The sequence below is a fragment of the Massilia timonae genome, assembly GCF_001866515.1.
GTDB lineage: Bacteria > Pseudomonadota > Gammaproteobacteria > Burkholderiales > Burkholderiaceae_D > Telluria > Telluria timonae.
Window position 1 is genome coordinate 1,262,662 of the sequence record NZ_JRYB01000001.1, and the last position, 22,334, is coordinate 1,284,995.

19 protein-coding genes are annotated in these 22,334 nt (G+C 68.3%); 10 read left to right on the forward strand and 9 right to left on the reverse strand.

What is annotated here, in order from left to right; translation table 11 throughout:
• Positions 1-19 precede the first annotated feature (19 nt).
• From LO55_RS05570 to LO55_RS05610, 9 genes are all read left to right on the forward strand, one after another.
• Positions 20-1,798: a YbhB/YbcL family Raf kinase inhibitor-like protein gene (locus tag LO55_RS05570; RefSeq protein WP_071360739.1), complete on the forward strand. Its 1,779-nt coding sequence runs from the start codon at positions 20-22 to the stop codon at positions 1,796-1,798.
• A gap of 158 nt (positions 1,799-1,956) precedes the next feature.
• Complete coding sequence (locus LO55_RS05575) at positions 1,957-3,222, forward strand: efflux RND transporter periplasmic adaptor subunit (protein ID WP_071360740.1); 1,266 nt, start codon at positions 1,957-1,959, stop codon at positions 3,220-3,222.
• Positions 3,223-3,247: 25 nt separating this feature from the next.
• The gene (locus LO55_RS05580) at positions 3,248-3,961 is read left to right on the forward strand and encodes an ABC transporter ATP-binding protein (RefSeq protein WP_005663539.1); all 714 of its coding nucleotides are present in this window, start codon (positions 3,248-3,250) and stop codon (positions 3,959-3,961) included.
• A 9-nt stretch (positions 3,962-3,970) separates the two neighbouring features.
• Positions 3,971-5,278: an ABC transporter permease gene (locus LO55_RS05585; protein WP_071360741.1), complete on the forward strand. Its 1,308-nt coding sequence runs from the start codon at positions 3,971-3,973 to the stop codon at positions 5,276-5,278.
• Between the two features lie 18 nt (positions 5,279-5,296).
• Positions 5,297-6,529, forward strand: coding sequence for an ABC transporter permease (locus tag LO55_RS05590; RefSeq protein ID WP_071360742.1), 1,233 nt, complete (start codon positions 5,297-5,299; stop codon positions 6,527-6,529).
• Positions 6,530-6,554: 25 nt separating this feature from the next.
• Positions 6,555-7,886 carry a sigma-54-dependent transcriptional regulator gene (locus LO55_RS05595; RefSeq protein WP_071363693.1) on the forward strand — a complete coding sequence of 444 codons (1,332 nt, stop codon included), beginning with the start codon at positions 6,555-6,557 and terminating at the stop codon, positions 7,884-7,886.
• Positions 7,883-9,247 (forward strand): sensor histidine kinase, encoded by a 1,365-nt coding sequence (locus LO55_RS05600; protein ID WP_071360743.1) that lies wholly within the window; start codon positions 7,883-7,885, stop codon positions 9,245-9,247. The genes LO55_RS05595 and LO55_RS05600 overlap by 4 nt, the downstream gene beginning before the upstream one ends.
• A 9-nt stretch (positions 9,248-9,256) precedes the next feature.
• Positions 9,257-9,856: a glutathione S-transferase family protein gene (locus tag LO55_RS05605; protein ID WP_071360744.1), complete on the forward strand. Its 600-nt coding sequence runs from the start codon at positions 9,257-9,259 to the stop codon at positions 9,854-9,856.
• A 44-nt stretch (positions 9,857-9,900) separates the two neighbouring features.
• Positions 9,901-10,671: a spermine/spermidine synthase domain-containing protein gene (locus tag LO55_RS05610; protein WP_071360745.1), complete on the forward strand. Its 771-nt coding sequence runs from the start codon at positions 9,901-9,903 to the stop codon at positions 10,669-10,671.
• Here LO55_RS05610 and LO55_RS05615 read toward each other — a convergent pair.
• Both LO55_RS05615 and LO55_RS05620 read right to left on the reverse strand, forming a co-directional pair.
• Complete coding sequence (locus LO55_RS05615) at positions 10,643-11,143, reverse strand: hypothetical protein (protein WP_071360746.1); 501 nt, start codon at positions 11,141-11,143, stop codon at positions 10,643-10,645. The two genes, LO55_RS05610 and LO55_RS05615, sit on opposite strands and share 29 nt — an antisense overlap.
• Positions 11,144-11,341, reverse strand: a complete 198-nt coding sequence (locus LO55_RS05620; protein ID WP_005663549.1) for a hypothetical protein — start codon at positions 11,339-11,341, stop codon at positions 11,144-11,146.
• Between the two features lie 351 nt (positions 11,342-11,692).
• Between LO55_RS05620 and LO55_RS05625 the strand changes: the two genes are divergently transcribed.
• The gene (locus tag LO55_RS05625) at positions 11,693-14,128 is read left to right on the forward strand and encodes a TonB-dependent receptor plug domain-containing protein (protein ID WP_071360747.1); all 2,436 of its coding nucleotides are present in this window, start codon (positions 11,693-11,695) and stop codon (positions 14,126-14,128) included.
• Positions 14,129-14,144: 16 nt separating this feature from the next.
• Here the strand turns inward: LO55_RS05625 and LO55_RS05630 are convergent, their stop codons facing one another.
• The 7 genes from LO55_RS05630 to LO55_RS05660 all read right to left on the reverse strand — a co-directional run bounded on the left by LO55_RS05630 (position 14,145) and on the right by LO55_RS05660 (position 22,323).
• Complete coding sequence (locus LO55_RS05630; RefSeq protein WP_071360748.1) at positions 14,145-15,113, reverse strand: cation diffusion facilitator family transporter; 969 nt, start codon at positions 15,111-15,113, stop codon at positions 14,145-14,147.
• Positions 15,114-15,184: 71 nt separating this feature from the next.
• Positions 15,185-16,732 carry a hypothetical protein gene (locus LO55_RS05635; protein ID WP_071360749.1) on the reverse strand — a complete coding sequence of 516 codons (1,548 nt, stop codon included), beginning with the start codon at positions 16,730-16,732 and terminating at the stop codon, positions 15,185-15,187.
• Positions 16,729-18,822: a hypothetical protein gene (locus tag LO55_RS05640; RefSeq protein ID WP_071360750.1), complete on the reverse strand. Its 2,094-nt coding sequence runs from the start codon at positions 18,820-18,822 to the stop codon at positions 16,729-16,731. Before LO55_RS05640 ends, LO55_RS05635 begins: the two co-directional genes overlap by 4 nt.
• Positions 18,806-19,789, reverse strand: coding sequence for a BatA domain-containing protein (locus LO55_RS05645; protein WP_071360751.1), 984 nt, complete (start codon positions 19,787-19,789; stop codon positions 18,806-18,808). The genes LO55_RS05640 and LO55_RS05645 overlap by 17 nt, the downstream gene beginning before the upstream one ends.
• A 3-nt stretch (positions 19,790-19,792) precedes the next feature.
• Entirely contained in the window at positions 19,793-20,677 is an 885-nt protein-coding gene (locus LO55_RS05650) for a DUF58 domain-containing protein (RefSeq protein WP_071360752.1), read from the reverse strand.
• Positions 20,678-20,691: 14 nt separating this feature from the next.
• Positions 20,692-21,696, reverse strand: coding sequence for an AAA family ATPase (locus LO55_RS05655; RefSeq protein WP_005663556.1), 1,005 nt, complete (start codon positions 21,694-21,696; stop codon positions 20,692-20,694).
• Between the two features lie 3 nt (positions 21,697-21,699).
• Entirely contained in the window at positions 21,700-22,323 is a 624-nt protein-coding gene (locus LO55_RS05660; RefSeq protein WP_071360753.1) for a DUF4159 domain-containing protein, read from the reverse strand.
• Positions 22,324-22,334: the final 11 nt, after the last annotated feature.

Genomic DNA, 22,334 nt, shown 5'->3' on the forward strand with positions numbered 1-22,334 from the left:
CCAAGAAAGGTAGGCCCCGATGAAACGCGCTTCGCTCGCAGCCGCGCTATGCCTGATGTTCGGCTCCGCCACCGCCCAGCAGGGTGACGGCACCCTGTTCTCCACCAAGATCAATGTCTGGAAACCCAACAAGGTGGAGGCCACGCCGGAGCGCATCGCGGCGCTGAAGGCCCCGCAAGGCTTCACGGTCAGCGCATTCGCCACCGGCCTCAAGAACGCGCGCATCATCGCGGTGGCGCCGAACGGCGACGTGTATGTGAGCCGGCGCGACCAGGGCGACGTGCTGCTGCTGCGCGACGCCAACGGCGACGGCCGCGCCGACGGCGCGCCGGTCACGGTGGCCAACCGCGCCGGGGCTCACGGCCTGGCGATCCGCGACAACAAGCTTTACCTGGTCACCGTCAAGGAGCTGTTCGTGGCCGACATCAAGCCGGACGGCCGCCTGGGCGAACTCAAGATGCTGCTCGGCGACCTGCCCGACTCGGGCCAGCATCCGAACCGCACCATGGCCTTCGGCCCGGACGGCATGCTGTACCTGAGCGTCGGCAGCACCTGCAATACCTGCAACGAGAGCAATGTGGAAAACGCCACCCTGCTGCGCGTATCCCCCGACGGTAAAAGCCGCACCATCTTCGCCAGCGGCCTGCGCAACCTGATCGGCTTCGGCTGGCATCCGACCACGGGCGAGCTGTGGGGCTTCGACCACGGCATCGACTTCCTGGGCGACGACGTCCAGCCCGAAGAGATCAACAAGATCGAGCTGGGCAAGCAGTACGGCTGGCCGCATGTGTACGGGGCCGGCGAGATCTACCCGCAAAGCACCCCGCAGGGCGAGATCACCAAGGAACAGTGGAAGGAACGCAGCACGCCGATGGTGCTGGGCTATACCGCGCACGCGGCGCCGATGCAGTGGGCATGGGGCGCCGGCAGCGCCTTCCCGGCGGAATACCAGGGCGACGCTTTCGTGACCATGCGCGGTTCGTGGAACCGGGTGCCGGCGTCGGGCTACGAGATCGTGCGCGTGCGCTACCAGGACGGCCAGCCAAAGTCCGTGGAGCCCTTCGTCACCGGCTTCCTGACGGATGGCGGCAAGACCCATATCGCGCGCCCGGTCGGCCTGGCGCTGGCCAAGGACGGTTCGCTGCTGATGGCGGACGACGCCAACGGCGTGATCTACCGCGTCGCCTACACCGGCGCCAAGGCGGCAACGGCCATGCCGCCGAAGGCGCCGGCCGGCCCCACGGAACAACAGGTCAACAAGGGCAATAACGTCCCCCTGGCGAACAAGCGTCCCGAGACCGACGCCAAGGGCCAGGTGAGCGTCTCTTCGTCGAGCTTCGCCAACAATGGCGCGATGGACGAGCGCTACACCGAATACGCGGACGGCGTTTCGCCGGCGCTGTCGTGGAAACCGGTGGCCGGCGCCACATCGTACGCCGTCATCATGGAAGACCCGGACGCCAAGCCGGTCACGCCCTTCGTGCACTGGGTGATGTGGAATATCCCGGCCACCATCACCAGCGTACCGGAAGGCGTGCAGGAGCAGCCCCGCCTGTCCGACCCGGACGGCGTGCTGCAGGGCCGCACCACGCGCGGCGCGCCCGGCTACTATGGTCCCAAGCCGCCGGTCGGCGAGTCGGCGCACCGCTACCACTTCCAGGTCTATGCCCTCGACAAGATGCTCGACGTGCCATTCGGCGCCGACCGCGACCAGGTGCTGGCGGCGATGAAGGGCCATGTGCTGGCCAAGGGCGAAATCGTCGGCAGGTACGGCCAGAAGCAGCAGCCGCAGAAGTGAGCGCGCCGCGGACAGTCCTGTCCGCGAACGACCGCTGGGAGGCCGGACGGACACCGCGGACAGCGGCGTTCGCCGGGCCTCACCTTATGAATCAATAACTTACATCCTGGCATGGATCGTGCTGTAACGACAAGCAACCCGTCGTTACTGGACACGCCATGATTCGCGATACATCCCTGCAAGACGCCGTCGTCGCCCCACAGGCCGGCCACAACATCAAGCGCCGCGCGCTGCTGCTAGGGGGCGCCGTCGCCCTGGCCGCCGCCAGTTTCTCCCTGTACGCCGCCTGGAGCGGCAGCGAGCATTCCGTCTCCGCGAGCCGCGTGCGCATCGCCGAAGTCCAGCGCGGCACCCTGGTGCGCGACGCCGCCGTCAACGGCCGCGTGGTGGCCGCCGTCAGCCCCACCCTGTATTCCACCGCCCCCGCCACCGTCAACCTGAAGGTCGCCGCCGGCGACACCGTCAAGAAGGGCGACGTGCTGGCGGTGCTCGAGTCGCCCGACCTGACCGACGCCCTCAAGCGCGAAGTCTCGACCTACGAACAGCTCAAGGCCGAGGTGGCGCGCCAGCAGATCCTGGCGCGCAAGCAGCAACTGCTGGCCAGGCGCGAAGCCGACACCGCCGAGATCGAGCGCCTGTCGGCCCAGCGCACCGTGGAGCGCTACGACAGCGTGGGCGTGGTCGGCATCATCGCCAAGATCGACTACCAGAAGGCCCAGGACGCTCTCAACTCGGCCGGCATCCGCGCCAAGCACGCGGCGCAGGCGGCCAACCTCGAAGGCGACGACGTCCAGCTGGCGATCCGCACCAAGACCAACGAGATGGAGCGCGCGCGCCTGTCGATGGCCAACGCCCAGCGCCGGGTCGACGAACTGACCGTGCGCGCGCCGGTGGACGGCTTCATCGGCACCCTGAACGTCCAGAACCGCATGGTGGTCATCGCCAATGCCCCGCTGATGACGCTGGTCGACCTGTCCAAGCTCGAAGTCGAGGTCGAGGTGCCCGAAACCTATGCCGGCGACCTGGGCCTGGGCATGAGCGCCGAGATCACCCTGCCCTCGGGCCGCGCCACCGGCAAGCTGTCGGCGCTGTCGCCCGAGGTGGTCAAGAACCAGGTGCTGGCGCGGGTGCGCTTCGACGGCGAGCAGCCCAAGGGCCTGCGCCAGAGCCAGCGCGTCAGCGCGCGCCTCCTGATCGAGGAAAAGCCGAACGTCCTGATGGTGCAGCGCGGCCCGTTCCTCGAAAACGAAGGCGGCCGCCACGCCTACGTGATGCGCGACGGCGTCGCGCAGCGCACGCCGATCCAGGTCGGCGCCACCAGCATTTCGGCGGTCGAGATCCTCTCCGGCCTGCAGGCCGGCGACCGGGTGGTGGTGGCCGGCACCGACGCCTTCGAGAACGCCGCACGTGTTTCGATCAACTGACATTATCCAGAACAAGGAGCCAACCATGCTGCGCATGACCAACCTGAGCAAGGTGTACCGCACCCACATGATCGAGACGCACGCGCTGCGCGGCTTCGAGATCCACGTCAGCCAGGGCGAATTCGTCACCGTGACCGGTCCGTCCGGCTCGGGCAAGACCAGCTTTTTGAACATCGCCGGCCTGCTCGAGGAATTCACCTCGGGCGAATACGTGCTCGACGGCGTCAACGTGAAAGGCCTGGACGACGCGGCGCGCTCGCGCCTGCGCAACGAGAAGCTGGGCTTCATCTTCCAGGGCTTCAACCTGATCCCCGACCTGAACCTGTTCGACAACGTCGACGTGCCGCTGCGCTACCGCGGCTTCAATGCGCGCGAACGCAAGGAGCGCATCGAGGACGCGCTGGCCAAGGTCGGCCTGGCCTCGCGCATGAAGCACTACCCGGCCGAGCTGTCGGGCGGCCAGCAGCAGCGCGTGGCGATCGCGCGCGCGCTGGCCGGCTCGCCCAAGCTGCTGCTGGCCGACGAACCGACCGGCAACCTGGACACGCAAATGGCGCGCGGCGTGATGGAGCTGCTGGAAGAGATCAACGCCGCCGGCACCACGATCCTGATGGTGACCCACGACCCGGAACTGGCGGTGCGCACCCATCGCAACGTGCACATCATCGACGGCCAGGTGTCCGACCTGGTGCGCCGTTCGCCGTCGCTGGTCGACAGCGTGGCTTCCGTCCCAGCCTGAGGAGCGGCCATGTTCGGCTATTACTTCAAGCTCGGCGTGCGCAGCCTGCGCCGCAACCGCTACCTGACCGCGCTGATGGTGCTGACCCTGGCCATCGGCGTGGCCGCGAGCGTCTCGACGCTCGCCATCCTGCACGCGATGTCGGGCGACCCGATCCCCTCCAGGAGCGACCGCCTGTTCGTGCCCTTCATCGACAACGCCCAGCCCGAAGGCTATATCCCGGGGTCCGAGCACATCGACATGCAGATGACCTACAAGGACGCGACGAACCTGCTGCGCGCCAAGCCGGGCGACCGTGGCACGGCCATGTACGGCACCGGCATGCCGATCGAGCCGCCGCGCACCGACATCCCGGCCTTCACCGGCTATGGCCTGGCGCCGACGCGCGACTTCTTCGCCATGTTCGAGGTGCCCTTCCTGCACGGCCAGCCGTGGAGCGTCGAGGACGAGACGCGCGGCGCCAACGTCGTGGTGCTGAGCCGCGCGGTGGCGGAGAAGCTGTTCGGCGACGCCAGCCCGGTCGGCCAGCGCCTGCGCATGGGTGGCGAACCGTTCACCGTGGTGGGCGTGCTCGACGAATGGAATCCGATGCCGCGCTACTACAAGCTGATCGGCAGCGGCCCGGCCACCGGTGAAGATTTCATGATTCCCTTCACCACCGCGGTGCGGCGCGAGTTGCCGGCCTACGGCAGCGTCAACTGCAGCGAGTCGCGCGATTCAGGCTTTGCCTCGCTGCTGGCCTCGGAATGCACCTGGATCCAGCTCTGGCTCGAAACCCGCTCCGGCATGGACCGCGCCGACCTGCACGCCTTCCTCGAAAACTACGCGAGCGAGCAGCGCAAGATGGGCCGCCTGAAGCGCCAGGCCCCGGTCGAGCTGTACGACGTGATGGAATGGATGGAAAAGCAGAAGGTGGTGGGCAACGATACCCGGCTGTCGGCCTGGCTGGCGTTCGGCTTCCTGCTCCTGTGCCTGGTCAACACCGTCGGCCTGCTGCTGGCGAAGTTCTCGGTGCGCGCCTCCGAGGTCGGCATCCGCCGCGCGCTGGGCGCTTCGCGGCGCGACATCTTCCGCCAGTTCCTGATCGAGACCGGCGTGGTCGGCCTGGCTGGCGGCGTGCTGGGACTGGCGCTGGCCTTCGGCGCGCTGGCCCTGATCGGCATGGAAAGCAAGAGCATGGCGGCCGTGGCGCGCATGGACTGGCAGATGCTTGCCTTGACCTTCGTGCTGTCGATCTGCGCCGCGCTGGTCGCCGGCCTGCTGCCGACCTGGCGCGCCTGCCAGGTGACGCCGGCCATCCAGCTCAAATCGCAATAATCATCAGGAGGACTGAATATGGAAATCCGACCAATCCTGTCCGCGCTGCTGCGCAACAAGACCGGCCCGATCCTGGTGGCGATGCAGGTCGCCCTGAGCCTGGCGATCCTGGCCAACGCCCTGCACATCGTGAACGAACGGCGCGAGGTGGCGTCGCGCCCTTCCGGCCTCGACGACGAAGCCTCGACCTTCTACTTCTCGGTGCGCAACCTGAACCAGGACACGCCCGAGCAGATGCTGGCCACCATCAAGCGCGAGCTGGACGTGCTGCGCGCCGTGCCAGGCGTCGTGGCCGCGGGCCAGGTGTCGCAGATGCCGATGTCGCAAAGCGGCAGCACCACCAGCGTCGCCGCCGATCCGCGCCAGGAGCGCGAGAGCGCCTATGCGTCGGCCTATATGTCGGACGGCGCGATGGTCAAGACTTTCGGCCTGAAGCTGGTCGAAGGCCGCGACTTCCTGGCGCACGAGATCCAGGAAGTCAACCAGGCCACCAACCGCGATCTGCCGACCACGATCCTCATGACGAAGGCGCTGGCCGAGAAGCTGTGGCCCGGCGCGCCCGCGGTCGGCAAGACCATGTACTTCGGCACCGGCAGCGAAGCGCGCGGCGCCCAGGTGGTCGGCGTGGTCGAGCTCCTGCAGACCATCCACGCCGAAGTGGGCCAGGATGCCGAGTATTCGATCCTGATCCCGGCGCTCATGTACGGCACGCCCGGCACGATGTATGCGCTGCGCAGCGAAGCGGGCCAGCGCGACCGCGTGATGCGCGAAGCCGAGCAGGCGCTGCGCAAGTCGTCGGCCACGCCGATGATCCTGCGCATCGCGACCGTCGAGGGCGACCGCAAGGACCGCTACCGCGCCGACATGGCGCTGTCGTGGATGCTCGTCACCGTGAGCGCGCTGCTGCTGCTGGTGACCTGCAGCGGCATCGTCGGCATGGCCAGCCTGTGGGTGACCCAGCGCCGCAAGCAGATCGGCGTGCGGCGCGCGCTGGGCGCGCGGAGAATCGACATCCTGCGCTACTTCATCGTGGAAAACGTCATGATCACCAGTGGCGGCGTGGTCGGCGGCGTGCTGCTGGGCGTCGGCCTGAACCAGCTCCTGGTGAGCAAGCTGGAAATGACGCGCCTGCCGCTGCCCTACCTGATCGCCGGCGCCCTGCTGTTCTGGGCGATCGGCATCCTGGCCGCCTATGGCCCGGCCTGGCGCGCGGCCAGCATCTCGCCGGCGCTGGCCACCCGCAGCACCTGACCCGGACAGTGCTATGCTGGCGGCCATGCCCACAGTTCTCATCATCGACGACAATGCCGCCGTCGCCATGGCGCTCGAAGTGCTGTTCTCGCTGCACGACATCGCGGCGCTGCGCGCGGCCTCGCCCGAGGAGGGCCTGGACCTTCTCGGCCGCGAACCGGTCGACCTGGTGATCCAGGACATGAACTTCACGGCCGACACCACGTCGGGCGAGGAAGGCGTGGCGCTGTTTCGCGAGATCCGCCTGCGCCATCCCGACCTGCCGGTGATCCTGCTCACCGCCTGGACCCACCTGGATGCGGCGGTCGACCTGGTCAAGGCGGGCGCCGCCGACTATCTTTCCAAACCCTGGAACGACGAGCGCCTGCTGGCCACGGTCGGCAACCTGATCGAACTGGGCCAGGCCAATCGCGCGCTCGGTAGCCGCCTGCAGCGCGAACGCAAGGCCAAGCGCGAGCTCGAGCTGAACTTCGACCTGCGCGGCCTGGTGTGGCAGGACCCGGCCACCGAACGCGTGCTGCACCTGGCCTGCCAGGTCGCGCGCGCCGACGTGCCGGTCCTGATCACGGGGCCCAACGGCACCGGCAAGGAGCGCATCGCCGAAATCATCCAGGCCAATTCGACGGTGGCCGACGGTCCCTTCGTGGTGCTCAATTGCGGCGCCCTGCCGTCCGAGCTGATCGAGGCCGAGCTGTTCGGCGCCGATGCCGGCGCCTATACCGGCGCCTCGAAGGCGCGCGAAGGCAAGTTCGAGGCGGCCGACGGCGGCACCCTGTTCCTCGACGAGATCGGCAACCTGCCGCTGGCCGGGCAGATGAAGCTGTTGCGGGTGCTGGAAACCGGCCGCTTCGAGCGGCTCGGCTCGAACCGCGAGCGGCAGGTGAAGGTGCGCGTGATCAGCGCCACCAATGCGGATCTCTCTGCGATGATCCGCGCCGGAACCTTCCGCGAAGACCTGTTCTACCGCCTGAACGTGATCGAGCTGCGCCTGCCGCCGCTCGCGAGCCGTGCGGGCGACATCCTGCCGCTGGCGCAATCATTCCTGGCGCGCGGCAAGGCCCTGCATCCGTCGGCCGAAGCCGCTTTGCTGGCCCACCCCTGGCCCGGCAATGTGCGCGAACTCAAGAACGTGATGGCGCGCGCCAACCTGCTGTCGGGCGGCGACACCATCACGGTGGCGGACCTCGGGCTGCCCGCGGCCAGCCTGCCGGCCCAGGACCTTGATCCCGACCGCGACGCCATCGTGGCGGCGCTGGCGCGCGCCGGCGGGGTGGTGGCGCAGGCGGCAAACGAACTTGGCCTGTCGCGCCAGGCGCTGTACCGCCGCATGGAGCGGCTCGGGATCGAACGTCCGTGAGCGAACGCCAGGCGCCGGCCCGGACCAGGTTCTCGCTGGTCACGCGCCTGTCGGCGCTGGTCGGCACCCTGCTCGTGCTGGCCATGCTGGCCGCGCTCGGCCTGGACGCCCTGTTCCCCGGCCGCCCGCTGCTGGTCGCGGGCCTGTGCCTGCTCGGATTGCTGCCGGTCGCGATCATCACCCTGCGCGCGCAAGTCCAGCCGATCCTGTCGCTGTTTCGTGCGCTGGAAGGCACGGTGGACAGCTACCGCGACGGCGATTTTTCCTTCAGTCTGCATTGGCCGCACAACGACGAGCTGAGCGACCTGATCGCGGCCCATAACCGGCTCGGCGCCGTCCTGCGCGAGCAGCGCCTGGGCCTGGCCCAGCGCGAGCTGCTGCTCGATTCGATGGTGCAGAACACGCCGGTGGCGATGCTGCTGGTGGCGGATACGGTCGGCCACGCCGGCATCATCGTCTATGCCAACGTCGCCGCCCGCCAGTTGCTGGCGCATGGCCGCAAGCTCGAGGGGCACGCCCTGCGCGCCGTGCTCGACGAGGCGGCGCCGGCCCTGCGCGAAGCGCTGGCGCGGGGCGGCGACGGCCTGTTCAGCGCCGGCGAAGGCGAGAACGAAGAGGTGTATCACCTGGCGCGCAGCACCTTCAACCTGAACGGCCGCCGCCACGAACTGCTGCTGCTGCGCCAGCTGACGGCCGAACTGCGGCGCCAGGAAGTGCAGACCTGGAAGAAGGTGATCCGCGTGATCAGCCATGAGCTCAACAACTCGCTGGCGCCGCTCGCCTCGCTCGCGCATTCCGGCGCCGAGCTGGTGCGGCGCGGGCAGGTGGAGCGCCTGCCGCAGATCCTCTCGACCATCGGCGAACGCACCCGCCACCTGGAAAGCTTCATCCTCGGCTATGCGCGCTTCGCCAAGCTGCCCACGCCGCGCCTGGAAGCCTGCCCGTGGCCGGAACTGGTAGCACGCCTGGCCGGCCAGGTCGATTTTTCCGTCGAAGGCGAGTTGCCGCCCGACCCGGCCTGGGTCGACGCCGCCCAGCTCGAGCAGGCGCTCCTGAACCTGCTCAAGAACGCCCATGAATCAGGCTCTCCGCCGGAAGACGTCCAGCTGCAGGTGCGGCGCGTGCAGGACCAGCTGCGCATCGACGTGCTCGATCGCGGCAGCGGCATGAGCGAGGCGGTGCTGACCCAGGCGCTGGTGCCCTTCTATTCGACCAAGCGCAGCGGCACCGGCCTGGGGCTGGCGCTGGCGCGCGAGATCGCCGAGGCCCACGGCGGACGCATCCTGCTCGCCAATCGCGACGGCGGCGGACTTGCCGTCACGCTGTTCCTGCCGGCGCTGCCGGCAGCTTCCCCACCCTGAAAGGACATCATGCTGACCGTCATCGGCAAGGCCACCTCGATCAATGTGCGCAAGGTGCTGTGGACCTGCGCCGAACTGGGCTTGCCGTTCGTGCGCGAGGAGTGGCAGGACGGCCACGCGGCGCTCAATCCAAACCGCATGGCGCCGGTGCTGGTCGACGACGGCTTCGTGCTGTGGGAATCGAACACCATCTGCCGCTACCTGTGCGAGCGCCACGCCGGCGCATCGCTGTGGCCGGCCGAGGCGCGGGCGCGCGCCCGCGTCAGCCAGTGGATGGACTGGCAGGCCACGGAGCTGAACACCGCCTGGCGCTATGCCTTCATGGCGCTGGTGCGCCGCAGCCCGGCGCACCGGGACCCGGCGCTGATCGAGGCCGGCATCGCGGGGTGGAACCGCCACGTCGGGCTGCTCGATGCGCACCTGGCCGCGCATGGTCCCTGGGTCGCCGGCGCCGGCTTTTCGCTGGCCGACATCGTGCTCGGCCTGTCGGTCAACCGCTGGCTGATGACGCCGATGGCGCGGCCCGACTATCCCCACGTGACGGCCTGGTACGCGCGTGTTGGAGAACGTCCGGGCTTCGGCACATGGTGCGGCAACGGGGTGGCATGAGCCGTCTCTGGTAAGATCGGCTCTGATTTTCCAGCCGCTCGACCATGCCGCCGTCCACCATCGATCCCCGCTTCGCCCAGCCCGGCCATCCGCCCGCCACCATCGACGAATTCGAAGGCGTGCGCTTCCTGCACCTCGGCACCTCCTGGGTGCAGGGCGCGATGCGCCTCGCCAAGCCGGACACGATCGAGCTCGAATACGTGCAGATGATGATGATGTGGACGCTGTTCCAGCGCGCGCCGCGCCACATCGCCCAGCTCGGGCTGGGCAGCGCCGCGCTCACCAAGTTCTGCTACCAGCGCTTTCCCGAGGCGAAGGTCACGGCGGTCGAACTCAATCCCAACGTGATCGCGATCTGCCGCGCGCTGTTCGGCCTGCCCTATAACGACGCCCGCCTGGACGTGCGCGAAATGAATGCGCTCGACTTCGTGCTCGACCGCGCCAACCATGGCAAGTTCGACGTGCTGCAGGTCGACCTGTACGACCAGGACGCGCGCGGCCCGGTGCTCGATTCGGTCGAGTTCTACCAGGGCTGCCGCGATTGCCTGGCGCCGGGCGGCGTCATGACCGCCAATGTGTTCGGCGACTTCAGCAACTACGACAAGAACTTCCTGCACATGGAGCAGGTCTTCGACGCCGTCGCCTGGCTGCCCGAGGTCCACGATGCGAATATCGTCGTGCTGGCCTTCGGAGAGGCTCCCGAACTCGACTTCGCGGAGCTGTACGAGCGCGCCGGCGAGATCAAGCGGCGCCTGAACCTGCCGGCCAAGAACTGGGTCAACGGCCTCAAAGAGTGGATGCGCGACCACTCGTGATCGTGTGGCGCGGCGTGGGCGGGCGGCGTCCCGGACGGGGGCCGGTCACGCCCAGTTCGGACGCCGGCACCGGCGCGCCGAGCACCGCGAACACCGCGCCGCAGGGTTCGCGCTCCAGCGCCAGCACCGGGAACACCCGTTCGAGATTGGCATACTTGGCCCAGGCGCCGGCGCCGCGCGACTGGCTCGGCGGGATCGACATCGCGGCAAAGCCGCGCGCGCCGCTCTCGAGCGCCGCGATGCTGCGCACGCGGGCGGCGCGCGCTTCTTCGTCGGCCCGTCCGGCCTCGCCGGCATCCATGCAGCGCACCCGCAGCTGCGCGCCGGGCAGCGGATGGTCATGGATCTTCTGGTTGGGAGCGTGCCAGAGCTGCATCAGCACGATGCCGGTCGGCCCGTGGGCGTCCCAGGCGCTTTCGAGGCTGCCGTGGTGCTGGAGGCCGTAGCGCTTGCATAGCTGGGTGATATTCATCTAGTCGTTCCGTTGCCGTTGGCGCCGCTCGCGGCTGCGGCGAGCGGCGGGATCCTGCATGGCGCGCAGCAGGATCTCTCGTGAGACATCGCAGCTCTCGAGGTACACCAGCCCGGCCGACACGCCGCGCGTCTCGGCCAGGAACAACGCATATTCGGTAGCGAGCGCGGACCGCTCGTCGATTCGTCGTTGGATCATGATGTGGCTGCCTACGAAGTGCGGCGAAAGCGCCGGCTTGAGATGTAATGCTAAAGCCACTCGGCAGCACACCCTTGGAAATCTTGTTAGAGAACGTAACAATCCAGCAAACTCTCTGCAGCAACATTTCTTACCAAAAAATTTCTTTATTCTCAATGCATTACCCGACACTCATGAAAATGTCGTGAAGTGTGAGGGCGCGTCTCTTTTGCGCGACGGCCACCCTGCCTATTTACCTTCGTATTTACTTATTTCAATAACTTCGTGGTGTAGCGACATGCCCCATTGCTAACATCAAATGACATCCGGACAGGCGGATGACATGACAAAACTCAATGCAGGGGGAAGAGGATGACCAAGAAGTTGAACAAGAAAACACTGCCGCAACGCGCCCTGCTGGCGTCGGCACTGATGGCGGCGCTGGCGCCGGCCAGCGCCCAGGAGACGGACAGCAATATGTCGCAGGTCGTGGTGCTCGGCTCGCGCACCCAGGCCAAGACCGCACTCGACACCGCGGTTCCGGTGGGCCTCATCAACAGCAAGGACATCCAGTCCGCCGGCACGCTCGAACTGGGCAAGGTGCTGCAAGACCTCGACCCCTCGTTCAACTTCACCAGCACCTTCGTGAGCGACGGCACCGACATCATCCGTCCCGCCACCCTGCGCGGCCTGGGCCCTGACCAGCTGCTGGTGCTCATCAACGGCAAGCGCCGTCACCAGCAAGCCCTGGTCAACGTGCAGCAGACCATCGGCCGCGGTTCGGCCGGCACCGACATCAATGCGATCCCGCTGTCGGCGATCCAGTCGATCGAGGTGCTGCGCGACGGCGCGGCGGCGCAGTACGGCTCGGACGCGATCGCGGGCGTGATCAACATCATCCTCAAGAAGGGCGCCGGCAACGGCACTTTGAGCGCCAGCGCCGGCACCACCGACGAAGGCGATGGCGACACCTATTCGGCCAGCGCCAACCGCGGCTTCGCGCTGGGAGCCGACGGCGGCTACCTGAACCTGTCGGTCGAGGCCAGGAAGCGCGACGAAACCAATCGCGCCGGCCCGGACACCCTGCGTGTCGACCCGCCGCGCGTGACCCAGCGCCTGGGCGACAGCAACGCCAAGGACTACTATCTGTGGATGAACTCAGCGATCCCGACCGCCGGCGGCGAACTGTATGCCTTCGGCGGCGCCTCCAAGCGCAAGGGCGATTCGGGCGGCTTCTTCCGCCCGGCCGAGGATTCGCGCAACGTGCCCGAGCTCTATCCGAACGGCTTCCTGCCGAATATCGTGACCACCGTGCAGGACGCTTCGCTCGCCGTTGGCTACCGCCACGACCTGCCCAACGGCTGGAACGCCGACGTCAGCGTCAACCACGGCCGCAGCCAGCTCAAGTTCCACGAGCGGAACTCGGTCAATGTCAGCTACTGGTACGAGAACGGCGAATCGCCGACGTCGGCCGACACCGGCACGCTCAAGTTCGAGCAGACCACCTTCAACCTCGATTTCAAGGGGCCGGTGAATGTGCTGGGCGGCGAGCTGTTCGTTGCCGCCGGCTTCGAATGGCGGCGCGACAACTACGAAATCGAGGCCGGCGACCCGGTCTCGTACCAGTATGGCCGCAACAACAATCCGGCCATCATCATCCGCGACCAGAACGGCGGCATCGCCGCCTCGGGCATCCAGGGCTTCCCCGGCTACACCCCGAGCACCGCGGTCGACGAGGGCCGCCACAACACCGCCTACTACCTGGACCTCGAGCGTAAGTTCGGCGCCAGCGTCACGCTCGGCGCCGCGGCGCGCCACGAACGCTACTCGGACTTCGGCAACACCACCATCGGCAAACTGAGCCTGCGCTGGGACCCGAGCCGCACGGTCGGGATCCGCGGCAGCGCCTCGACCGGCTTCCGGGCGCCGGGCGTGCAGCAGAAGTTCTACAGCTCGGTCTCGACCAACCTGAACGCCGCCGGCGTGCTGACCGAGACCCTGACCGCGCGCGAAGACAGCGCCGTGACGCGCGCCTTCGGCATCGCGCCGCTGCAGGAAGAAACCTCGAAGAGCGCCAGCATCGGCATGATCCTGCGCCCGAGCCAGGGCTTCTCGCTCACCGCCGACGTCTACCGCACCAAAATCGACGACCGCATCGTCTTTTCCAGCAATATCGCGCCGGAGTCCGGCCCCTGCCCGACGCCGGCCGCCTGCCCGATCCGCAACATCCTCGATCCGCTGCGCGTGGGCCAGGCCCAGTTCTTCACCAATGCGATCGACACCACCACCACCGGCTTCGACCTGGTGGCGCAGCAGACCATCCGCAGCCAAGGCTCGACCCTGGTGCTGTCGGGACAGCTGGGCTTCAACAAGACCGAGGTCGACGACCGTCACTCGCAGTCGCCGGTGCTCACCGGCGCCCAGCTGTTCGACGACGCCCAGGTGACGCTGATCGAACGCGGCCAGCCGCGCAAGCACCACGTGGTGTCGGCCGACTACACCACCGGACCGTGGAACGTGACGGCGCGCGCCAACTACTTCGGCGAGGTGCAGGGGCAAGGGTTCACGGCGCCGTTCGTGCAGATCTGGGAGGCGAAGTGGATCGTCGACCTGACCGGCCGCTATGCCTTCAACAAGAACCTCAGCCTGTCGGCGGGCGTGAACAACCTGTTCGACACCTATCCGACGCGCTGGGACCCCGAACGCGCGGCGCCTTTCCCGCAGATGGGCTTCACGCACTGCTGGGAGACCTGCCCGTTCGGGATGAACGGGCGCTCGGCGTATGTGAAGGCGGACTATACGTTCTGAGACTGGCGCGCTCGGCTCAGCGCAGTGCCGAGCGCAGTCCAGACGCCTCGAAATACACATGGCGGACCACCGGATTAGCGGCGCCGATCGCCGTTTCGATGCGGGCGATCGCCTGCTCCACTTCACCGATCTGCAGCCCACGGCGGAATTTCACGGAAGCTGCGAGCAGCACCTCCTCAGGGCCCAGCTGCATGGTGCGCAGGCTTTCCACGCTCTCGAGCGCCGGCTCGCGCAGGAACAGCGCGCGCAACGACTCCAGTTGCGCGCCGTCGATGCCCTCCCCCACCAGCAGGCCGCCGGTCTCGCGCGCCAGCGTGACGGCCGCCCCCACCAGCAACAGCCCGATCAGGATCGACGCCACCGGGTCGGCGTAGGGATTGTCCAAATAATGGCCGACAGCGATGCCGGCGGCAGCGATCGCGATGCCCAGCAGCGCGGCCGAATCCTCGATGAATACAGTGAATACCGAGGCGTCCTTGCTGGCGCGGACCGTTTGCCACAGCGTCATGCCGGGACCGCGCTTCGCGTTGAGCGCCTTGCGCGACACATTCCAGCTATAGCCCTCGAACAGGGCGGCCGCGCCCAGGACCACATAGTTCCATAGCGGGTCCTCCAGTGGCGGCGGATCCTGCAGCGCCGCGACGCCGTGGTAGATCGACAGCCCGCCGCCCAGCGAAAACACCGACAACGCGACGATCAGCGCCCAGAAGTACAGGGTTTTTCCGTAGCCGAAAGGATGCTTGCGGTCGGGCTTGCGCGCGCTGCGGCGTTCGCCCAGCAGCAGAAGCAGCTCGTTGCCGGTATCCACTGCGGAGTGGATGCCCTCGGCGACCATCGCGGCGCTGCCGGTGACGCCCGCTACGATGAACTTGGCGATGGCAATCCCAAGATTGGCCACGATGGCCGCGTAGATTACCTTGCGCGAATCCTGGCGCGGCGGTTCGGGCGCCGCGCCGCGTTCGCCGACCTGTGCTGCTTGATTCATACTTTTCTCCCGTTCGAGTGCACATGATGGAGCACTGCGTTACGGAGATCCGTACGGCCACGCACCTGCCGCTACCTGCGTTCGCGCCACCATAGCAGCAGCATCGCGGAGGCGAAGGCCAGGGCGAACGGCCAGGCCGGCATCGGGCGAGTCGGCCCTTCCTGGGCGCCAAGCGGCGAGCGGGCGGCGTAACGCGCCGTGGCGTCGCGTTTTTGCATCGCTTGCCACTGCGGCCAGTCGTTTTCCGCATACACGTAGACGGCATGCGCGCCCGCCTTGCGGTCCGCGATCTGCAGCCAGCCGGACTTCTGCGGCCACAGCGCGACGCAGGAAGCGTCGGCGCGATCGGCGCGGGCTTGCCAGCGCAAGGCCTGCTTCAGTTCGGGGAACGCGACCTCGCCCTCGACGCCACGGGCGCAGACTTCCAGGCGCTGTCCGGGCAGCGGCATCTCGGCGCCAGCCAGCCATTCGGTCTCCTGGCGGCGCTCGACGCCGACGCGGTCGAGCACACCCTGCCACCAGAGCGCCAGCTTGCGCGGTTCGGCGATCGCGTGGCGGTGCCATTCGCTCACGCCCAGCCAGGCGATGCGGCCCTTTTTCCAGTCGCGGGTCCAGACCATGTCATCCGCGCCGAGCCAGGGGCCGGCCTCGCGCGCCGTCGGCAGCATCGGCGCCAGCGGCATCTCCAACGGGGCCTCCAGCTTGCCGCCCAGCGGCTGCACGCGCAGCGGCAATTGCAGGGTGCGCGACCAGACGCCCGGATCGTTCGCATTCCCGCCCAGCACCAGGAGCGGCATGCCGGCGGCCACGCGCTCGAGCAACGCGGCACGTTCGCCGCCACCCATGCGCTCGAAGCGGGCGGCATCGATCACCATCAGGTTAGGCGCCGTCATCTCTTCGCGCGGCTGTTCAAGGCGGGTGATGTCGCGCCCCAGCGTGACCTGCCAGTCGAGCAGCGCGCCGCTGCCGGCCAGCAGGTCGTTGAGCACGCGCAGGTCGAACGACGGCGCGCCGAAGCGGCCCACGACCTGCAACTGGACCGGCTCGTGCACGGTGAACGGCACCGGACCTTCGGCGATCACCTTGTCCTTCGCGTCCAGCAGGCGCGCCTTGAGGACGACGCGCTCGGCCACCGGCGGCATCCACTCGACGGTCAGATTGCCCGCGCCGCGCGCCTGCGCGATCGGCTGGCCGTTCTCGGCCAGCAGTTCCAGGCGCGCTTCACTTTTGTCTTCGCGCTCGACCTTGAGGGTGAACAGGCGGCCCAGGGCCAGCTGGCTCGGGAAGTCGAGGCGCAGCGCGCCGCCCTTCGGCGCCTGCCAGGCGAGCGGCAGGGCCGGCAGGTCGTTCCATGCGGCGGCGCGCAGGCCGTCGCCTTCGAGACGCAACGCGTTCACGCCCTGGAGCGAGGGTAGCAACGACAGCGGCGGCGCGGCCGGGTCGACGGCGAGCGTGCGGCCGGCCTCTCCGGGCACGCGCAGGTCGGCCGCGAACAGGCCCAGGGCAGTGGCCGCGACGACGACCAGCAGCGCGTCCAGCCACTGGCGGCGGCGCAGGTAGAGCACGGCGCTGACGACGCCGGCCAGGGCGATGAGGCCGATGAGCAGGGTCTGGTTCATGGCGCGCCCGCCTCGCGCCAGTGGCGTGCGAACGGCGTCTCGACCTTGCTGCTGGCCTGCAGCAGCACCTGGCCCTCGCCGGCGCCGGTGCGCAGCCAGGCGCGCAGCACCGGACGGCAGGCGATGCAGCCGTCGGCCACGTCCTGGATCGCGCGCTGGGCGGCCAGGCGCTGTTCGTCGTCCTTCAGGCGCGTACGCACCCAGTCGTTGGCGGTGCGCATCCACAGCGCAGGCAGCGCGGCCTCGCCTGACAGGGAGGCCACCAGCGCGCGCAGTTCCTCCGGCAGCGGCGACGCTTGCGCCGCCTGTTCGCGGCGGTAACTGGCGGCGCCGGCCATCTCGCCGGTCATGCGTTTTTCTTCCTTGATCGGCGGCGGGGTGAAGGCGGTCTTGTGCAGGTAGATGCGTTCGGCCTGCTGCAACTCCTTGATCGCTTCCAGGGCCTTGTGCTCGGGCGGCAAGGCGGTTTTTGGCGCGATCGCGCGCAGCGACTTCTCGGCGTCCCACATCGCGACCAGCGCGCGGCGCAGCACCTTCTTGGTGCCCTCGTCGTACATGGTCGCGTTCTCGGCCTCGTCGTGGGCGTGGCCATAGGTTTCGAGGATGTGCTGGGTCTGGTTCACGATGGCGCTTTTGCGGGTGTTCGGGCTGCCGTGGTCGTGGCCGTGGCCTTCCTCGTGCGGATGCTCGCCGGGGCCGTGCTCATGGCCTTCGTGATCGTCATGCTCGTCCTGCTTTTGCGCGCCGCCGGTGCCGGAACCGGCGTTGTCGGCGAACAGCGTCGACTCCTCGCCCAGGAACTGGCCATAGCGCCGGCGCAGCTGCGCCTGGTCGTTGGCGATGCGTTCGCTGCGGTCGCGTACCTCGTCGGCCGCGATCTTCGTCCCGCGCATGTCGGCGATGAGTTGTTCGGTGTCGATGATGATCTGGCGCTGGCTGCGCAGCGACGCCGGCTTGACCAGCGACGGCATCGCCGCGCTCTCTTCTTCTGCCTCCTGTTCCGGTGCCGGCCGGCGCACGGTGTAGGTGGGCGACTGCACGGTCTGGGGACGGCCGGCGTTGTCGGTCGCGCGCACGAAGAAATACAGCTCGTCGCCCGGCTCCATTTCCAGCTCGGCGAGCGACCATTGCTTCGACCAGTCGCGCCGCTTCGGATCGCTGGATGCCGGCAGCGGCATCTCGCGGTCGGTGAACTTGACGTTCTCGCCGCTGCCGCGCGCCAGCGTCATGTGCAGGGTGGCGCGCCGGATCGCGTAGTCGTCGCGGATCCGGATCGCCATCGCAGTGCCGGTCGCGTTCTCGCGCAGGTCCTGGATCATCTGGGTCGGCGCAGCGATCGTGATCTCGGGCGGCTGGTCGGGGATGACTCGCAGCGTGTGGCGCTGGCCGCGCCAGCGCCACACCACCGACTCGGTGGCGGTCCAGCGCGCGCACTCCTTGCCCGGCTCGAGCACCTGGCCGTTGCCCAGTTCGATCCTGTTGTCGCCTGCCGTGCCGTCCTTCAGGCACCAGCTGACCACGGTCTGCTCGGGCGCCTGCAGGTCGCGCGGCGCCGATTCGGATGCCTTGATGCCGGTATAGGCCGGCGGCGCCAGCTTGATGGTGAGTTGGGCCAGCGTGGCCGCGGTCGCGCTGCCGACCGGGCTCGGCGCCACAGGGGCCGCGCCATCGGACGGCCTGGTGGTGGCATACCACACCATCCCCGCCAGCACGGCGCTGACCAGGATGATCGGATAACCGCTCGACACATGGCGCGCGACGATCCGGCGCAGCTGGGCCGGCGAAATGACGGCGTCCAGGCGGTCGAACAGGCGCTGCTGCTGCAGGCGGGCGATCGGCGAATCGGCCTGCTCGAGCAGGGCCGCGCTGTCCTCCATCTCGGGCACGGCGCCGTCCAGCCAGGCGGTCCACTCGAAGGTGACGCGGCGGCGCAGCTTGACCCAGTCCAGCGCGCACCAGCCAGCCCAGGCCAGCAGGCCCGGTCCCGAGGGAATCGCCAGCCATGGCAGCGCGCCGCCTATCCACAGCGGCAGGCGGCGCAGCTGGGCTGCGCGCCATACCCGTTTGGTGATCTCAACGCCTCCGTGCATGCGTGAGACTCCTTTCCAGTACGAAGAGTGCGGCCAGGACGGCCAGCAGGACGCCGCGCAGCGCGCCGCCCGGTTCCGGCGCATCGGCGGCGCCGCTCGCCGTGAATGCCTGCGACGCCATCATGAATGGACGCGGGCCGACGTGCAGCTGCTGCCAGTCGTCGAGCAGCGCGCGGGCGGCGTCCGGATCTTGCGGCGGCCAGTCGGCATGATGCCACAGGCGGCCGCGCGCGCTGTCGGCGTAGCGCAGGCCGTCCAGCGCAGGCGCCTTGGCCAGTTCGGGGAAGGCGGACGGGTTCGTCACCCACCACAACGACGCGCGCAGCGAGGCTGGCGGGGCTGCGGCGCGGTCCCAGACGATCAGCGACGTCGCGGCGCCCGGCGTGTCGTCGATGACGATTTTCTCTGGCCCGCCCTGCGCGATGAACATGCGGCGCCACTCGGCGGCGCGCTCGCTGGCGATGTGGACGTGGCGCTCGACCCTGGCGGGCGTGGCGGCCTGGGCACGCACCTCGACCGCACGGCCGAACGCCGGCCTGGCGGCCGGCATCGGCACGTCGCCCAGCACCAGCAGCCGCGCGTCCGATCGCCACTCGCGCTCGTGCGTGTGCACCCAGCCCAGGGCCTGCGCGGCGGGCAGCGTCACGCGCTCGGCGTTCGCCAGGCCGGCTTGCGTCGCTTCGCGCTCGACCCATGCGGGGTCGGCGCCTTGCGTCACCACGACCGTATCGCCGCGCCACGGATAGACCGGGTCGGCCAGCCAGGCGATGAGCGCCAGCAGCAGCAGGCAGCGCACCAGCAGCAATAGCGGGTTGCTCCAGCGCCAGACCCGTGTCTGGCGCGGCTCGGTGCGCGGCAGGAAGCGCGCGGTCGCCATTGGCGCCGCCTGGTTCTGCACGCGCTTCTTGCGGTGCCACCAGATCGGCAAAATGAGAACAGGCAGCGCGAGCCACCAGAGTGCATTCATGGGTTACCTTCCCGGACGTCGCAGCCAGCGCCGCAGCACCTCGATCGGCGACTGCTCGATCGCGGCCAGGGTCAGCGGCATATCGTTCTTGCGGCACTGCGCCGTGAGGGTATCGAAGTGGGCTTCGCGGTTGCGGCGGTAGCCTTCCTTCAGGTCGGCGCCGAAGCGGAACACGCCCTCTTCGCGTTCCGGATCGCGGTAGGCCAGGTCGCTGGAAAAGCTGGCGTCGACCTCGGCCTGCGTCTGCAATCCCAGCACACGCACGTCGTGGCGCATCTGGCGCAGGCGAATCAGGGCGACCGACAGCGGCGACGGCCAATCGAGCAGGTCGCTGGCCGCATAGATCGCGCTCGGCGACTGGGCGAAGTGCAGGCTCGCCTTCAGGGTCGCGGCATCCGGCAGGTCGCCATCGGGCTCGGCGCGCTGGAGCTGGGACAACACGCGCTGCAAGTGGCGCGGTCCGCGCAGGGCCGGCGTGAACGCCACCTTGCCGCCACCGAGCACCACCAGGCCGAAGGCGTCGCCCTGGCGCTGCGCGATCGCGGCGACGCAGCCGAGCAGCATGCGCGCGTAGGCCAGCTTGTCGAGGCCCGGGACGCTGCGGCTCGGTTCGGCCATCGAGGCGCTGGCGTCGAGCACCAGCCAGACCGCCACGTGGCTGTCGCGCTCGGCCTCGCGCACGAAGTAGCGGTCGGCGCGCGCGGCCAGCTTCCAGTCGACGCGGCGCCACTCGTCGCCGGGCACGTAGGCGCGGTATTCCGAGAACTCGACGCCCGCCCCGCGTTCGCGCCCGGCGTGGATGCCATGGCCCAGGCCCGCCAGCACGTGGCGGATCACGAGGTCGAGCTTTTTCGTGTGCGCGATCAGCGCGGTATTGGCTAACGACATGCAGCGAACGCCCGTTACGGAACCTTGATCTCGCTCTGCAGCGCCTGCAGCACGTCGGCGATGGCGATGCCGTCGGCCTCGGCCTCGAAGTTGCGCAGCACACGGTGCGCCAGCACCGGCAGCAGCATGGCCCCGATGTCGTCGCGGGTCACGGCCAGGCGGCCCTGCATCAGGGCGCGCGCCTTGGAGGCCAGCACCAGCGCCTGGCCGGCGCGTGGGCCGGCGCCCCAGCCGATGTGTTTTTTCACCGCGTCGACCGTGGTCTCGCTCGGACGGGTGGCGCGCACCAGGCGCGTCGCATAGCGCACCAGGTGGTCGCCGATCTCGATGTCGCGCACCAGCTGCTGCAGGCGCAGCAGGGTCTCGACGTCCATCACCGGCTCCGCATCCTGCAGGCCGGCATGGGTGGTGCGCGAGACCATCAGCACTTCTTCGTCCTCGGTCGGATAGACCACGTCGATGCGCAGCAGGAAGCGGTCGAGCTGGGCCTCGGGCAGCGGATAGGTGCCGGCCTGCTCGATCGGGTTCTGCGTGGCCAGCACGAAGAAGGGACGCGGCAGCTTGTGGGTCTGGCCGGCGAAGGTCACCGAACGCTCCTGCATCGCCTCCAGCAGCGCCGACTGGGTCTTGGGCGGGGCGCGGTTGATCTCGTCGGCCAGCAGCACCTGGGTGAACACCGGACCGGGCTGGAAGCGGAACACGCGCTGGCGGGTGCTCGCGTCTTCCTCCAGGATCTCGGTGCCGACGATATCCGACGGCATCAGGTCGGGCGTGAACTGCACGCGGCGGAACTGCATGTCGGTGGCTTGCGCCAGCGATTTGACGAGCAGGGTCTTGCCCAGCCCCGGCACGCCTTCGACCAGCGCGTGGCCGCCCGCCAGCAGGCAGGTGACGAGCAGTTCGACCACCTCTTCCTGGCCGATGATCACGCGCGCCATGCTGGCCTTCAGTGCGCCCACTTTCGCCGTCAGGGCGGCGATATCCTGTTCATTCCACGCTACTGCATCTTGTTGCGACACTGGTCATGCTCCCAACGCATATTGAATGATGTTCACCGCGAAGCGGGTGTTGTCGACCGCGAGGAAACGCTTGTTGCGGAAGTCGTAATCCCATTCGCAGCCATAGTCCTTGTTCGAGTACAGCACGCGCACGCGCCCCCCGATCTCGATCGCCTTCAGGTACTCGTGGACCAGGTCGTCGCCCCAGCCATTGAGTTCCATCGACGTCGTCGGCGGCCCGTCCTCGAACTTGAAGAAGCACGAGTACAGCGGATGGTTGTTCGGGATCTTCTTGAGCGCATGCAGCCCGAAGATCTTCGCCATCTCGGCCTCGAACGACTTGGCGAACAGGCCGTCGATGTCGTGGTTGCAATCGTCCACGAAGACGAAGCCGCCGCCGCGCACGTACTTCTCGAAATTGCTCCGTTCCGCCGGGGTGAACTGCACCAGCTTGTGGCCGGCCAGGTAGCAGAACGGCGCCTGCAGCATCTTCGGATCCGACAGGGCCACCATGCGCTCGGTCGTATCCACCTGCAACGTGGTGTACTCCACCAGGGAGTTCAGCACGTTGCTGGGCATGCGGATATCTACGTCCCAGTTGCCCGATTCATACATCAGGCGCGTGAAGTAGAAGTCGTAACTCGCCATTTACATTCGCA

Excerpts from the sequence above, each read along its gene's own strand:
- LO55_RS05620 (WP_005663549.1), bottom strand. The coding sequence starts at position 11,341 with ATGATCCAACGACGAATCGACGAGCGGTCCGCGCTCGCTACCGAATAT.
- LO55_RS05580 (WP_005663539.1), top strand. The coding sequence starts at position 3,248 with ATGCTGCGCATGACCAACCTGAGCAAGGTGTACCGCACCCACATGATC.
- LO55_RS05645 (WP_071360751.1), bottom strand. The coding sequence starts at position 19,789 with ATGAATGCACTCTGGTGGCTCGCGCTGCCTGTTCTCATTTTGCCGATC.
- LO55_RS05590 (WP_071360742.1), top strand. The coding sequence starts at position 5,297 with ATGGAAATCCGACCAATCCTGTCCGCGCTGCTGCGCAACAAGACCGGC.
- LO55_RS05615 (WP_071360746.1), bottom strand. The coding sequence starts at position 11,143 with ATGAATATCACCCAGCTATGCAAGCGCTACGGCCTCCAGCACCACGGC.
- LO55_RS05630 (WP_071360748.1), bottom strand. The coding sequence starts at position 15,113 with ATGAATCAAGCAGCACAGGTCGGCGAACGCGGCGCGGCGCCCGAACCG.
- LO55_RS05605 (WP_071360744.1), top strand. The coding sequence starts at position 9,257 with ATGCTGACCGTCATCGGCAAGGCCACCTCGATCAATGTGCGCAAGGTG.
- LO55_RS05650 (WP_071360752.1), bottom strand. The coding sequence starts at position 20,677 with ATGTCGTTAGCCAATACCGCGCTGATCGCGCACACGAAAAAGCTCGAC.
- LO55_RS05610 (WP_071360745.1), top strand. The coding sequence starts at position 9,901 with ATGCCGCCGTCCACCATCGATCCCCGCTTCGCCCAGCCCGGCCATCCG.
- LO55_RS05640 (WP_071360750.1), bottom strand. The coding sequence starts at position 18,822 with ATGCACGGAGGCGTTGAGATCACCAAACGGGTATGGCGCGCAGCCCAG.
- LO55_RS05585 (WP_071360741.1), top strand. The coding sequence starts at position 3,971 with ATGTTCGGCTATTACTTCAAGCTCGGCGTGCGCAGCCTGCGCCGCAAC.
- LO55_RS05570 (WP_071360739.1), top strand. The coding sequence starts at position 20 with ATGAAACGCGCTTCGCTCGCAGCCGCGCTATGCCTGATGTTCGGCTCC.
- LO55_RS05575 (WP_071360740.1), top strand. The coding sequence starts at position 1,957 with ATGATTCGCGATACATCCCTGCAAGACGCCGTCGTCGCCCCACAGGCC.
- LO55_RS05635 (WP_071360749.1), bottom strand. The coding sequence starts at position 16,732 with ATGAACCAGACCCTGCTCATCGGCCTCATCGCCCTGGCCGGCGTCGTC.
- LO55_RS05625 (WP_071360747.1), top strand. The coding sequence starts at position 11,693 with ATGACCAAGAAGTTGAACAAGAAAACACTGCCGCAACGCGCCCTGCTG.
- LO55_RS05660 (WP_071360753.1), bottom strand. The coding sequence starts at position 22,323 with ATGGCGAGTTACGACTTCTACTTCACGCGCCTGATGTATGAATCGGGC.
- LO55_RS05595 (WP_071363693.1), top strand. The coding sequence starts at position 6,555 with ATGCCCACAGTTCTCATCATCGACGACAATGCCGCCGTCGCCATGGCG.